Here is a 13,953-nt window from a genome sequence, read left to right as displayed (position 1 = left end):
TCGCGTCCCTGTCCGGCGATGTTCACAGCTATTGACTTGACAAGTAAAAATAACAAGGGCCACGCCGCATTCCGCGCCGTGGCCCTGGCAAAAAAACGACCAATTGCTCGTTAATTTTAGCGCGGCAGCAGGGAAGCCCCCATCAGGAACTCATCGACGGCGCGCGCGCACTGGCGCCCTTCGCGGATGGCCCACACCACCAGCGACTGGCCGCGGCGCATGTCGCCGGCGGCAAACACCTTGGCCACCGAGGTCTGATAACAGCCGGCGCCGTCTGTTGTCGCCTTGACGTTGCCGCGCGCATCCGTGTCGACGCCGAACGCTTCCAGCACCTGTTGTACAGGGGAAACAAAACCCATGGCCAGGAAGACCAGGTCCGCCTTCATCTCGAATTCCGAGTTCGGCACTTCGCTCATCTTGCCGTCTTTCCATTCGACCCGGCAGGCGATCAGCTTTTCCACCTTGCCGCCCTTGCCTTCGAAACGCTTGGTGGCCACGGCCCAGTCGCGCTCGCAGCCTTCCTCGTGCGAAGACGAGGTGCGCAGCTTGGTCGGCCAGTACGGCCAGACCAGCGGCTTGTTTTCCTGTTCCGGCGGCTGCGGCATCAGTTCGAACTGGGCCACCGAGGCGGCGCCATGGCGGTTCGACGTGCCGACGCAGTCGGAACCCGTGTCGCCGCCGCCGATCACCACCACGTGCTTGCCCGTGGCCTTGATCTGGTCCTTGAGCTTGTCGCCCGCGTTGACCTTGTTTTGCAGCGGCAGGAAATCCATGGCGAAATGCACGCCTTTCAGCTCGCGGCCCGGCACGGGCAAGTCGCGCGGCTGCTCGGCGCCGCCGGCCATGATGACGGCGTCGAATTCTTTTTCCAGGTCTTCCGGGAAAATGGTTTCCTTGGCCCAGTTGTTCACGTGGGCAGGGAAATCCTTGCCCACCAGTACGCTGGTACGGAACACCACGCCTTCGGCTTCCATCTGTTTCACGCGCAAGTCGATGTGCGACTTTTCCATCTTGAAGTCGGGGATGCCATAGCGCAACAAACCACCGACCCGGTCGCTCTTCTCGAACACGGTGACGGCATGGCCGGCGCGCGCCAGCTGCTGCGCCGCCGCCAGGCCGGCAGGGCCGGAACCGACGATGGCCACTTTCTTGCCGGTACTGAAGCCTGCCGGCTGCGGCGTGACCCAGCCGTGCTCCCAGCCCATGTCGATGATTTTATGTTCGATGGACTTGATGCCGACCGGATCTTCGTGGATGCCCAGGGTGCAGGCCGATTCGCACGGCGCCGGGCAGATGCGGCCCGTAAACTCCGGGAAGTTGTTGGTCGAATGCAAGATGTCGAGCGCTTCGCGGTAGGCGCCGCGGTACACCAGGTCATTCCAGTCGGGAATGATGTTATTCACGGGACAACCCGTGGTGCAGAAGGGAATGCCGCAATCCATGCAGCGCGCGCCTTGTACGGTCGCTTGCGCGTCGGACAAGTGCAGCACGAATTCCTTGTAGTTCTTCAGACGCGCGGCAGGCTCCAGATAGTGTTCGTCCTGGCGCTTGAATTCCATGAAGCCGGTAATTTTACCCACGATGTTTCCTTTGTATTTGCTGGCTGGGAGCGGCCGGGCCGCTCCCTGTCATTGCTCTATGCGATTGATCTTGGCTGGCTCAGGCGGCGACGGCTTGGACTTCCATGGCGGCATCGGCAGCCATTTCAATCAGCGCGCGCTTGTATTCGTTCGGGAAGACTTTCACGAACTTGCCGCGCGCCGCGGCCCAGTCGTCCAGCAAGACGCGGGCGCGGGTGCTGCCCGTGTGCTTGAAGTGACGCTCGATCAGGCGCTTGAGGATGACTTCATCCGCTTCCGGCACGCCGTCGCGGTGCTGCGTATGCCAGGCGTCGCGGTCCAGATGCTGTTCCGCCGCGGAGACGACCTTGTCCAGGCTGACCATGGCCGTGTTGCACTTGCTGGCAAAGTCGCCCGCCGGGTCATACACATAGGCGATGCCGCCCGACATGCCGGCCGCGAAATTGCGTCCCGTGTTGCCCAGGACCACCACCGTGCCGCCCGTCATGTATTCGCAACCATGGTCGCCCAGGCCCTCGACCACCGTGGTGGCGCCCGAGTTGCGCACGGCAAAGCGTTCGCCCGCCACGCCATTGAAGAAGGCTTCGCCGGCAATGGCGCCGTACAGCACCGTATTGCCGATGATGATGTTGTCCACCGCCCAGCCACGGAATTCCGTATTCGGCCGCACGATGATGCGCCCGCCGGATAAACCTTTACCCACGTAATCGTTGCCCTCGCCCACCAGGTCGATGGTGATGCCGTGCGCCAGGAAGGCGCAGGCCGACTGGCCCGCCGTGCCTTGCAGCTGGATGTGGATGGTGTCGTCCGGCAAGCCGGCATGGCCGTATTTCTTCGCCACTTCGCCGGACAGCATGGTGCCCACCGTGCGGTTCAGGTTGCGCACGGGCGAAATGAAGGAGACGCGCTCGCCCTTTTCCAGCGCCGCGCGCGCTTGCGCGATCAGCTTGTGGTCCAGCGCCTTTTCCAGCGCATGGTCCTGGAATTCCACGTGGCGACAGGCCTGGCCATCCGGGGTTTCCGGCTTGTAGAAGATGGCCGAGAAGTCCAGCCCCTGCGCCTTCCAGTGCGAAATCGCCTTGGATTTGTCCAGCAGATCGACGCGGCCGATCAGCTCGTCATACGTGCGGATGCCCAGCTGCGCCATCAATTGACGGGCTTCCTCGGCAACGAAGAAGAAGTAATTGACGACATACTCGGGCTTGCCCGAGAACTTGGCGCGCAGCACGGGATCTTGCGTGGCCACGCCCACCGGGCACGTATTCAAGTGGCATTTGCGCATCATGATGCAGCCTTCGACCACCAGCGGCGCCGTGGCGAAGCCGATCTCATCGGCGCCCAGCAAAGCGGCGATGACCACGTCGCGGCCCGTCTTCATCTGGCCGTCGGCTTGCACGCGGATGCGGCTGCGCAAGCCGTTCAAGACCAGCGTTTGTTGCGTTTCAGCCAGACCCAGCTCCCACGGCGTGCCCGCATGTTTTACGGACGACAATGGCGACGCGCCCGTGCCGCCGTCGTGGCCGGCGACGACCACGTGGTCGGCTTTCGCCTTGGTGACGCCGGCAGCCACCGTACCGATGCCCACTTCCGACACCAGTTTCACGGAAATCGAGGCGCGCGGGTTGGCGTTCTTCAAGTCATGGATCAGCTGCGCCAGATCTTCGATCGAATAGATGTCGTGGTGCGGCGGCGGCGAAATCAAGCCCACGCCCGGCACGGAAAAGCGCAGGCTGGCGATGTATTCCGACACCTTATGGCCTGGCAACTGGCCGCCTTCGCCCGGTTTCGCGCCCTGCGCCATCTTGATCTGGATCTGGTCGGCCGAGTTCAGGTAGGCGGCCGTGACGCCGAAACGTCCCGACGCCACCTGCTTGATGCGCGAGCGCATGGAATCGCCTTCCTGCAGCGGAATATCGACGACGATCTGCTCGGCGCCCACGACGGACGCCATGGTGTCGCCCTGGCGGATCGGGATGCCCTTCAATTCCTGCGTGTAGCGGTTCGGATCTTCGCCGCCTTCGCCCGTGTTCGACTTGCCGCCGATGCGGTTCATGGCCACGGCCAGGGTCGCGTGCGCTTCCGTGCTGATGGAACCGAGCGACATGGCGCCCGTGGCGAAGCGCTTGACGATTTCCTTGGCCGGTTCCACTTCGTCGAGCGGGATCGCCTTGGTCGGGTCGAGCTTGAATTCGAACAGGCCGCGCAGGGTCAGATGACGACGGCTCTGGTCGTTGATGATTTGCGCATACTCTTTATAGCTGGAGAAATTGTTGCTGCGCGTGGAATGCTGCAATTTCGCAATCGCATCCGGCGTCCACATGTGGTCTTCGCCGCGCACGCGGAACGCGTATTCTCCGCCCGCGTCGAGCTTGTCCACCAGCACAGGATCGTTGCCGAAGGCCAGCGCGTGCAGGCGCAGCGCTTCTTCCGCCACTTCAAACACGCCGATGCCTTCCACGTTCGAGGCCGTGCCCTTGAAGTATTTGTCCACCAGCGACTTGTTCAAGCCGATGGCTTCGAAGATTTGCGCGCCGCAGTACGACATATACGTGGAAATGCCCATCTTCGACATGACTTTCATCAAGCCTTTGCCCACTGCCTTGGTGTAGTTGTAGATGGCTTTGTCGCCCGACAAGTCGCCCGGCAAGCCGTGCGCCATCTCGACCAGGGTTTCCATGGCCAGATACGGGTGGACGGCTTCCGCGCCGTAGCCGGCCAGCAAGGCAAAGTGGTGGGTTTCGCGGGCCGAGCCCGTTTCCACGACGAGACCGGTGGACGCGCGCAAGCCCTTGCTCACCAGGTGCTGGTGCACGGTGGAGGTGGCCAGCAGCGCGGGGATCGCCACCTGGTCGGCGCAAATGGCGCGGTCCGAGACGATCAGGATGTTGTGGCCGGATTTCACGGCGTCGACGGCTTCCGCGCACAGCGAGGCCAGGCAGGCTTCCACGCCTTCCTTGCCCCAGGCCAGCGGGTAGCAGATGTCCAGCTCGTACGACTTGAACTTACCGCCCGTGTGGGCGCTGATGTTGCGCAAACGGGCCATGTCGTCAAAGCCCAGCACGGGCTGCGCCACTTCCAGGCGCATCGGCGGATTGACGTTGTTGGTATCGAGCAAGTTCGGTTTCGGGCCGATGAAGGACACGAGCGACATCACCATCGCTTCGCGGATCGGGTCGATCGGCGGATTCGTCACTTGCGCGAACAGTTGCTTGAAGTAGTTATACAGCGGCTTCAATTTGTTCGACATGACGGCCAGCGGCGAGTCATTGCCCATCGAGCCCGTCGCCTCTTCGCCGGCCACGGCCATCGGCGCCATGAGGAATTTCAAGTCTTCCTGCGTGTAGCCGAACGCCTGCTGGCGGTCCAGCAGCGATGGCTGCTCTTTTTCGCCCTGGGCGCGGTCCTGTTTCGCCTGCCCTTCGGCCAGCTTGATCTCGTCGAGCTTGATGCGCACCGAATTGATCCACGCTTTATATGGCTTGGCGTTGGCGTAGGTGTTTTTCAGTTCCTGGTCGTCGATGATGCGGCCCGCTTCCAGGTCGATCAGGAACATCTTGCCAGGCTGCAAGCGCCATTTCTGGATGATCTTCGACTCGGGAATCGGCAGCACGCCCGATTCCGACGCCATCACCACCAGGTCATCGTCCGTGACGATGTAGCGGGCCGGACGCAAGCCGTTGCGGTCCAGGGTGCCGCCGATGTGGCGGCCGTCCGTGAACGCCATGGCGGCGGGGCCGTCCCACGGTTCCATCATGGCCGCGTGGTATTCATAGAAGGCGCGGCGGTTGTCATCCATCGTCGTGTGGTTTTCCCACGCTTCCGGAATCATCATCATCATCGCCTGGGCGATCGGATAGCCGGCCATCAGCAGCAGTTCCAGCGCATTGTCGAAGCACGCCGTGTCGGACTGGCCTTCATAGATCAGCGGGAACAGCTTTTGCAGGTCGTCACCCAGCACGGCCGACTTCATCACGCCTTCGCGCGCGCGCATCCAGTTGAAGTTGCCTTTCACCGTGTTGATCTCGCCGTTGTGGGCGATCAGGCGGTATGGGTGGGCCAGCGGCCATTCGGGGAAGGTATTCGTCGAGAAACGCTGGTGCACCAGGGCCAGGGCCGAGATGCAGCGCGCATCCTGCAAGTCCTTGTAGTACACGCCCACCTGGTCGGCCAGCAGCAAGCCTTTATACACGATGGTACGGGCCGACATCGACGGCACGAAGAATTCCTTGCCGTGCAGCAGTTTCAAGGCCTGGATGGCGTGGCCCGACGATTTGCGGATCACATACAGTTTGCGCTCGAGCGCGTCGGTGACCATGATGTCCGGGCCGCGGCCGATGAAAATCTGGCGAATCACCGGTTCCTTGGCGCGCACGGTGGGCGACATCGGCATGTCCGTATCGATGGGCACGTTGCGCCAGCCCAGCACGACCTGGCCTTCGATGCGCACGGCGCGTTCGATTTCCTGTTCGCACGCGATGCGCGATGCGTGTTCCTTCGGCAGGAAGACCATGCCCACGCCGTATTCGCCAGGCGGCGGCAATTCCACGCCCTGCTTGGCCATTTCTTCGCGGTAGTACTGGTCGGGAATCTGGATCAGGATGCCGGCGCCATCGCCCATCAACGCATCGGCGCCCACGGCGCCCCGGTGATCGAGGTTTTTCAGAATCAGCAAACCCTGTTCGACGATCGAATGGGTCTTGTTGCCCTTGATATGGGCGACGAAACCGACGCCGCAGGCATCGTGTTCATTGGCTGGGTCGTACAGGCCTTGCGCTTTCATGGGCTTCTCCGCTGCATATGACTATCGAAAAACTAGAGTAGTGCAACGCAACAAAAAACTCAACTACAACAATTAGGGTCGGAGTCGAATTAAATTCGATTCTGTTGCTCTAAAAATTTAATAGGGACATAGTCGAAGCAATTTCAATAAAAGCGCGGAAAGAAACCATTTTTTGTTTTAAATGCGAATGCTTTTTAATTGGCGGCCGCGTCGGCCACGATTTTGCGGGGACGGCCCCGCTTGGCAGGCAGCACTTGCCGCTGCATTTTCTGCTCCAGCGCCTGCTTGAAAGCGTCGGAACCCAGCGGCCAGCCCTTCAATACAGCCTGTTCCACCACTTTCACCTGGCTGCTGCCCAGGCCTTGCTCGAACAGGCGCAGATACGCCGCCTCGCGGTCGAACGGCGTGTTGCCCAGCGCCCAGTACAGCGCATGGTCGGTGATGACGGGATCGGGACGCACGCCCGCATGGTGGGCATAGCTGGACCAGCTGTAATCGAGCGCCTGGCCCGCCAGGCCCGTTTGCACGGGCACGCATTCCAGGTAGCGGCAGCACGTGAGGAAGAAATTGTCGGGATCGATGACGGAAGTTTTGTAGCGTCCCTGCCACAAGGCGCCTTCGCGGCCGTATTTCTGGTTGAAATATGGCACGTAATAGCGTCCCAGCCACTGCATCAGCTGTCCCAGGCCCGTCGCATCGGCCGGCGTGGCCAGAAAATGTAGCTGATCAGGCAATAAAACATAGGCGTGGATGGCCACCTTGAACATTTTCGCCCCCGTTTTCAGCCAGGACAGGAATTGCGCGTAGTCCGCCGCGTCCTGGAACACGGGCTGGCGGTTGCTGCCGCGCTGAATCACATAATGGGGCAGTGCTGGAATGATGAGGCGGGGCAAACGGGCCATGGCAGAATCGGTAAAAAGAAGGCTAAGGCCTTGATTTTACACACTTGCGAGCGCAAGGAACGACTCTGACCCTGTTTTATTTGAAATGCGGAAAAAAGCGGTTGACTCTGTCCCTTTTATTGCGCCAGCCACTTGCGGGCGGCGCAACAAGGTCATCAGGACAGGTTGAAACTGGCCGACAGGCTGTAGCCTTCGCCATACGCGCTGCGCAGCGGCAAGTCCTGGCCCAGGCCCGTCTTGGCTTTCTTGCGCAAACGATACACGAGCATGTCGACCCGGCGGCCCGCATCGGGATCTTCGCCGCCCATGCCGGCCACGATGACGTCGCGCGGCACGGGACGGGTATTAATGGTGAGCAAGTGCAGGAAGTTGAATTCCTTTTCCGTCAAGGCGATGACGGCGCCCATCAACTCAAGTTGGCGAGCACTTACTTTCAACGTCCACTTTCCCGGCTCGGGTACGGGATCTTGCGGCCCGACGCGGCGGTCGAGCGCTTCGATGTGCGCCGCCAGTTCGGGGAATTTGATCGGCTTGGTCAGATAGTGGTCGGCGCCCAGGCGCAAGCCCAGGATGCGGCTGTCGAAGGCGACACGCCCCGTCAGCACCAGCACGCCGATTTGCGGATATAGCTGGCGCATGCGGGGGATGACGTTGAAGCCGTCTTCATCGGGCAAACCCAGGTCCAGTACGACCACGCCGACATTGCCATGGCTCAACGCCGTCCACATACCGCCAGCAGAGCTGGTGATATGGACTTCGTGTTCGAGCTCAACGAGGAACTCCGCCATGTCTTCGGCGTAGTCGAGATTGTCTTCGACGATCAGTATTTTCGTCATTGCTACGCCATTCTTCCGTTAGTGAGCACACCGAGGGCAAACCATGCCATGCACTTCTACACCATGATGGACGGCACAATAGGTTTACGTCAAGGAATTATCACGGTTGCCTTCAGCGGAAGCAAGGCTTTTCCTTGTCTAGACAGGAAGCGGCAGCCAAATGCGGAAAAGTGCCCCGCCTTCGGGCAGATTATGCCCCTGCAAACTCCCGCCATGCACGTCCACCACGGCGCGCGCCATGTACAGGCCCAGGCCCGCGCCCGGATGCGTGGCATTGGTTCCACGGAAACCTTTTTCGAACAATTGCGCCAGTTCTTCTTCCCGCAAGCCGGGCCCCGCATCGCGCACGCACAGCGCCACGCCGCCCTCGGGCACCAGCCTGGCCGACAAGGTGATGGCGCTGCCCGGCGGGCTGAACTTGACGGCGTTGTCCAGCAGGATTTTCAGGCACAGGGCCATGCCGGGCACGTCGCAGCGCAGCCTGGCCGGCAAGTCTTCGTCGAGTTCCAGCTGCACGCGGTGGCTGGCAGGCACGGTGGCGGCCGCCTGCTGCAGCAAAGCCAGCGGCGCGATGCCGTCGGCGGCCCGCTCGCGGCCGATGGCCGCCATGCGTTCGGGCGACAAATAGTCGTCGATCATGCCTAACAAACGGTCGACGGCCGTCTGGATTTTCACGTAGCGCTTGCGCGTGGCCTCGTCCGCCTCGGTGGACGTCGAGACGAGGCGCTGGATGGCGCCGTCGATGGTGGCCAGCGGCGTGCGGAATTCATGCGACAGCATCGAGGCGAAGCGCTTCTGCTCCTTTTCCCGCTCGGCTTCCTGCGCCTGGGCGGCGCTGACGTCGCGCAAGGTACCCGCCAGGGTCACGCCCCGCCCTGCCGCCGCGGGCACGATGGTGGAATGGATTTCCAGCGCCAGCAGGTGGCCGTCGGCGTGCGGCAATTCCACTTCGCGCAACAGGGTCAAACGGCTGGCGTCGCCGTCGCGCCAGCGCTGCAGCCGGGCCGGCACGTCCGCCGCCAGCTGCGCCGCATGCGCGCGCAAGGCCGGCAAGTCGTATCCCGTCAGGCGCTGCGCGGCGGGGCTGATATAGATCAATTCGAGGGTGGCGGCGTCGAGCAGGAAGGCCGCGTCGCGACCGTGTTCGGCCAGCAGGCGGAACTGCGCTTCGCCCGCCCGCGCGCGCAGCAGGGCGCGGCGCAACTGGACGAAGCGCAGCGCCATGAGGATGGCGCCGGCCAGCAGCAATACAAGAAAGGGCAGGAAGGGCAGCATGCGTTATACCTGGCAAGAAAGAATCGCCAAGTATAAGCGTGCAGCAACGTTAATCTTCCAGCGGGGCGAAAATCTGCTGCAAGTCTTCCTGCGTGAGGGCCATCTTTTGCGATTCGCCTTCGGCCAGGATCGATTGTGCCAGCTCCGATTTCTTTTGCTGTAGCAGCTGGATTTTTTCTTCCAGCGTGCCCTTGGCGATCAATTTGTAGACGAACACGGGCTTGTCCTGGCCGATGCGCCAGGCGCGGTCCGTGGCCTGGTTTTCCGCCGCCGGATTCCACCACGGGTCGTAGTGGATGACCGTGTCGGCCGCCGTCAGGTTCAGGCCCACGCCGCCCGCTTTCAAGCTGATCAGGAAGATCGGCACGGCACCCTGCTGGAAGGCCGCCACTTGCGCGCCCCGGTCCTTCGTTTCGCCCGTCAGCAAGGCGTAGGGGATGTCGCGCGATTCGAGTTCTTCCTCGATCAATTCCAGCATGCTGGTAAATTGCGAGAAGACAAGAATCTTGCGCCCTTCGTCGAGCAAGTCTTCCACCATCTGCATCAAGTCGAGCAGCTTGGCCGAGCCGGCCGACTGCTTCTTCGCCGGCAAGGATTTCACCAGGCGCGGATCGCAGCACACTTGCCGCAGTTTCAGCAGCGCTTCGAGGATGACGATCTGGCTGCGCGCCACGCCCTTCTTGTCGATTTCTTCGCGCACCTTTTGATCCATCGCCAGACGCACGGTTTCATACAGGTCCCGCTGCGGGCCCGTCAATTCCACCTTGCGCACCATTTCCGTCTTCGGCGGGAGCTCTTTGGCCACATTGTCCTTCGTGCGGCGCAGCAGGAAAGGCTTGATGCGGCGGTTCAAGAGCATGCGGCGCAACGGATCATCCTGGCGCTCGATCGGATGGCGGAACTGGGTGTTGAACGTCTTTTCGTCGCCAAGCAAGCCCGGCAGCAGGAAGTGGAATTGCGACCACAGCTCGCCCAGGTGATTTTCCAGCGGCGTGCCGGACAGGCACAGGCGGTGGCGCGCGCGCAGCAGGCCCGCGCTTTGCGCCGCCTTGCTGCGCGTATTCTTGATGTAGTGCGATTCGTCGAGGATGACGAGGTGGAAATCGTGCTCGCGCAAGGTTTCCTCATCGCGCGGCAACAGGGCGTAGGTGGTCAGCACCAGATCGCATTGGTCGATCTGGTCGAATTGCTGGGCGCGGTCCTTGCCTTGCAGCAGCAATACCTTCAAGCCGGGCGCAAATTTTGCCGCCTCGTCCTGCCAGTTGCCCATCAAACTCGTCGGTGCAATCACCAGCGCCGGATGCGTCAAACGGCCCGCCTCCTTTTCCACCAGGATATGCGCCAGGGTTTGCACGGTTTTACCTAAGCCCATGTCATCGGCCAGGATGCCGGCCAGGTCATGGTCGCGCAGGAATTGCATCCACGCCAGGCCATCGGCCTGGTAATCGCGCAGGGTCGCCTGCAGGCCGGCTGGTGCCGCCACTTTTTGCACGGCGCCGAACTGGCTCAGCTTGCGACCCATGGCGCGCAGCTGCTCGCCGCCCGTCCACTGCATGTCCAGGCCGCGCGCCAGCTCTTCCAGACGCGCCGCATCCAGGGTCGACATGCGCACGGCATGTTTGATCTTGTCGCTGAAATACAGTTCCCCCAGCGTGTTCAGGATGGGGCGCACCCTGCCCCACGGCAGGGCCACGCGCGTGCCGTCCGACAAGGTCGCCAGCATCTGGTCATCGTCCGCATGCGCTTCGATGACTTTCGGGTTGAAATCGTTGGGCGCGTTGCGGATCAGCTGTACCAGCACGGGCAGCAGCGGCACGCGCTCGTGGTTGACGACGATGCCCAGTTCCAGCTCGAACCAGGCGTTGCCGCTATCCGGGTCCTGGTCGTCGATTTCCGCGTACCAGTCGCCCACGTCGCTCACGTCGTAGCGGTACTTGGCTGTCTTTTCCACGATCCAGCCCTGCGCCAGCAAGGCGTCAATGCCGGACTCTGCAAAACGCAGCCATTCCGCCTGGGAAGGCAGTTGCAAGGCGCCCTTCAAGCCGCTCAAGGGGGCCGAGCCAGGCTTCTTGAATTGCAGCTCGGCCAGGGTGGCCAGCGCGCGCGCTTCATCGACCGTGTTTCTCTGAATAATTTCCGTCACGTCGCCCACTTGCCGCACCACGCGCTGCGACGGGTCGAACGAGACTCTTTCGCCATCGTAGTCGTAGGACAGCACGGCGAAGTCGCTCCAGCGCTGCGCGCCGCCATCGGCCAGCATGGCGCTATCAAGCAGCAAGACCGGCTGCGCCGGCACATCCTTGCGCAAGCGCTGCGGCAACGGTTGCGGCAGCGGCATCAAATGCTGCAAGCCCTGCGCCAGCAGCAGTTGCGACACGCGCACCTTGTCGTTCGCGTTCAGGGGCGGCGCCTGCGCCACCAGCGCCTGCAAGTCGGCCAGGGAAATGTCGGAGCCGCCCTGGTTCAGTTCCAGCACGCCGCACGACAGGTTGTCGATGTACCACGGCGGATCGGTGGGCAGCATGTAGTCGATCTGGTCGGCGCCATGGTGCTTCGCGCCTTCCGGCGGGTCCACTTGCCAGCCCAGGCGCATGGTCTTGCCTTCGTCGCGCCAGAACAGGCGCGCGGGACGCACGGGACCTTCCTTCAACGGATACACGAGGCCATTGCCGACGTCGGCCCAGGAATTGGCCCACAACAATTTATCCTGCTCGGCCAGCATTTTCAGCAGGGCCGCGCCCACCTTGCCCTTCGGCTCCGTGGCGCTGCCCGTCTGCGAATTCTGCCCGCTGCGCATGGCCACGAAGAAACGCACGAGGTCTTCGTCGGCTGGCGTCAGGAACGTGGGGGGCGCCGACAGCAGGGAAAAGATTTCGCTGATGGGAGAAGCCGCCGCCACGTCGCCATTCGGCCGCAGCCGCGCCTTGTACAGGCACAGGGCCACGTGGCGGCCACCGCTGGTGGGCGCCAGCACGTAGATCAATCGATGCTGGTTGAGTTTGGGGTCCGGTTCGGCAATGCTCAGCACGGCTTTCGGATGGGCGGCTGCCTCCACCCGCTGCAGCCAGGTGGCGACGGCATACGGCAAAGGCGCTCCCGGCGCGCTGGCCGGGGCAACTGGGGTTTCACTGGTTTCGTCGCGGGTAAAATCCATGGGGCGCATTTTTGTGTAAAGGTCGTATCCAAATCGGCAACAGGCAATATTATCCGCCATACAGCCGTTGCTGGCTTGATTCACACACGCTCTTTGAGCAGTTTTAATGCGCGATGCCTAAAAAATAAGTATTTAATACGACACTTGGGACCCGCAGACGGCAAAAAAGGCCCGTCACGGGCCTTTTTTGCCGCCGTTGACCCGCTTATCAGGCCGGCACAGTTTCTTCTTCTGCCACGTTGACGGCTTCGACGAGCGGAGCGGTGCTCGTATCGGCCGGCGTAAAGTTGCGCAAAAACAAGAAGAACTGGCCCATCATCTGCGTCCACAGTTGCAGATTGATATTCAGGTACTCGCGGCTGACGCCGCCGGCGACCAGCACATCCATTTCCAGCACGACGAAATCGCCATGCTGGGCCACGCGGGCAAAACGCTTGCTGCGGTGCCATTCGGCCAGCAAGCCGGCCGGCAAGTCGCCGCCCTGCACGCGCAGCGGGCAGCTCAGGGTCAGATCCGCATACTGGCCAGGCGATGCTTCATTGCCCCACAGCACCTGAAAGCCGATGCCATGGCTGGCGCTGTGCAGGCGCAGGACACCGTCGTGTTCGATGCTGGTGACGGCGCAGCCGGCCGCCTTGATGGCCTCGGCCGTTTGTTCCGCATTCAGGGTGGTCAGCAAGCTATTCGTGTTTTCCATCGTCATTCCATTCATTTCGAAAAGTAAAATTATTGGGGGGCCGGCGCGGGGGCGGCCGGCGTTGCTGCCGCTTCGGTTTGACGCGCATCAAAGCGCCCCTGGTACAGCTGGTCGCCGTACTGCTGGGCAATCTGTTCGAGTTTCACCCGGCTTTGCGCGGCGAACGGCTGGCGTGCCTTCATGACGTCCAGCACGTCGAGCCCTTCATACGCTTGCAGGATTTCCTGCCCGGCCGCATACAGCTGGGCATTCTTGCTTTCGCAGCGCGCCAGGGCGCCCCGCTGCGACGCCACTTCGCCGTCGAGGCGCGCGCGCTCCGCTTCCAGCTGCTTGCCCGTGGCGGCCAGCTGTTCGCTGGCCTGGCGGTACTGCGCCAGGCTGGCGCTTGCCTCTTGCGCGGCGGCGGCGCTGCGCTGTTGCTGCTCGCCCAGTTTTTCCCGTTGCGCGCGCTCCTGCGCCAGTTGCGACTGGCTGCGCGCCAGTTCCTTTTTCAAGCCATCGCTGGCAGGCGCGGCGACGGGCGCCGCCTTGGCGGCAGGCACGCCCTTGGCTTTCAGCAATTCCAGCTCGCCGCGCGTCTGCTGCAGTTGCGCCGTGACATTGCGCAACTCGGCGCGCAGGCGCTCTTCCATGCTCTGGCCCTTCTGTCCCTGCGCCTGGGCCGTGCCGGCGGCCAGCAAGCTCAGCAACAGTAGCGGCACGCGCATTTTGTTGGATATCAACATCATG

General features: G+C 62.3%; 8 protein-coding genes. All 8 read right to left on the bottom strand.

What is annotated here, in order from left to right:
• Positions 1–116: 116 nt before the first annotated feature.
• The gene (locus tag O3299_RS24375) at positions 117–1,580 is read right to left on the bottom strand and encodes a glutamate synthase subunit beta (RefSeq protein ID WP_070257787.1); all 1,464 of its coding nucleotides are present in this window, start codon (positions 1,578–1,580) and stop codon (positions 117–119) included.
• Positions 1,581–1,659: 79 nt separating this feature from the next.
• Complete coding sequence (locus O3299_RS24370; protein ID WP_099666074.1) at positions 1,660–6,360, bottom strand: glutamate synthase-related protein; 4,701 nt, start codon at positions 6,358–6,360, stop codon at positions 1,660–1,662.
• Between the two features lie 194 nt (positions 6,361–6,554).
• Positions 6,555–7,262: a transposase gene (locus O3299_RS24365; RefSeq protein WP_305063379.1), complete on the bottom strand. Its 708-nt coding sequence runs from the start codon at positions 7,260–7,262 to the stop codon at positions 6,555–6,557.
• Between the two features lie 155 nt (positions 7,263–7,417).
• Positions 7,418–8,098 carry a response regulator transcription factor gene (locus O3299_RS24360; protein WP_034753797.1) on the bottom strand — a complete coding sequence of 227 codons (681 nt, stop codon included), beginning with the start codon at positions 8,096–8,098 and terminating at the stop codon, positions 7,418–7,420.
• A gap of 138 nt (positions 8,099–8,236) precedes the next feature.
• Entirely contained in the window at positions 8,237–9,373 is a 1,137-nt protein-coding gene (locus O3299_RS24355) for a HAMP domain-containing sensor histidine kinase (RefSeq protein ID WP_305063378.1), read from the bottom strand.
• A 49-nt stretch (positions 9,374–9,422) separates the two neighbouring features.
• Positions 9,423–12,527 carry a DEAD/DEAH box helicase gene (locus O3299_RS24350; RefSeq protein ID WP_251351534.1) on the bottom strand — a complete coding sequence of 1,035 codons (3,105 nt, stop codon included), beginning with the start codon at positions 12,525–12,527 and terminating at the stop codon, positions 9,423–9,425.
• Positions 12,528–12,735: 208 nt separating this feature from the next.
• Positions 12,736–13,224: a YbjN domain-containing protein gene (locus O3299_RS24345; RefSeq protein WP_305054669.1), complete on the bottom strand. Its 489-nt coding sequence runs from the start codon at positions 13,222–13,224 to the stop codon at positions 12,736–12,738.
• Positions 13,225–13,253: 29 nt separating this feature from the next.
• Positions 13,254–13,949 (bottom strand): hypothetical protein, encoded by a 696-nt coding sequence (locus O3299_RS24340; RefSeq protein ID WP_305063377.1) that lies wholly within the window; start codon positions 13,947–13,949, stop codon positions 13,254–13,256.
• Positions 13,950–13,953 lie beyond the last annotated feature (4 nt).

Source organism: Janthinobacterium sp. SUN176, assembly GCF_030587335.1.
In the GTDB taxonomy this organism is placed as follows: Bacteria; Pseudomonadota; Gammaproteobacteria; order Burkholderiales; family Burkholderiaceae_D; genus Janthinobacterium; species Janthinobacterium kumbetense.
This window is presented reverse-complemented; position numbering and strand designations above follow the sequence as displayed.

Excerpts from the sequence above, each read along its gene's own strand:
- O3299_RS24370 (WP_099666074.1), bottom strand. The coding sequence starts at position 6,360 with ATGAAAGCGCAAGGCCTGTACGACCCAGCCAATGAACACGATGCCTGC.
- O3299_RS24365 (WP_305063379.1), bottom strand. The coding sequence starts at position 7,262 with ATGGCCCGTTTGCCCCGCCTCATCATTCCAGCACTGCCCCATTATGTG.
- O3299_RS24360 (WP_034753797.1), bottom strand. The coding sequence starts at position 8,098 with ATGACGAAAATACTGATCGTCGAAGACAATCTCGACTACGCCGAAGAC.
- O3299_RS24355 (WP_305063378.1), bottom strand. The coding sequence starts at position 9,373 with ATGCTGCCCTTCCTGCCCTTTCTTGTATTGCTGCTGGCCGGCGCCATC.
- O3299_RS24350 (WP_251351534.1), bottom strand. The coding sequence starts at position 12,527 with ATGGATTTTACCCGCGACGAAACCAGTGAAACCCCAGTTGCCCCGGCC.
- O3299_RS24345 (WP_305054669.1), bottom strand. The coding sequence starts at position 13,224 with ATGGAAAACACGAATAGCTTGCTGACCACCCTGAATGCGGAACAAACG.
- O3299_RS24340 (WP_305063377.1), bottom strand. The coding sequence starts at position 13,949 with ATGTTGATATCCAACAAAATGCGCGTGCCGCTACTGTTGCTGAGCTTG.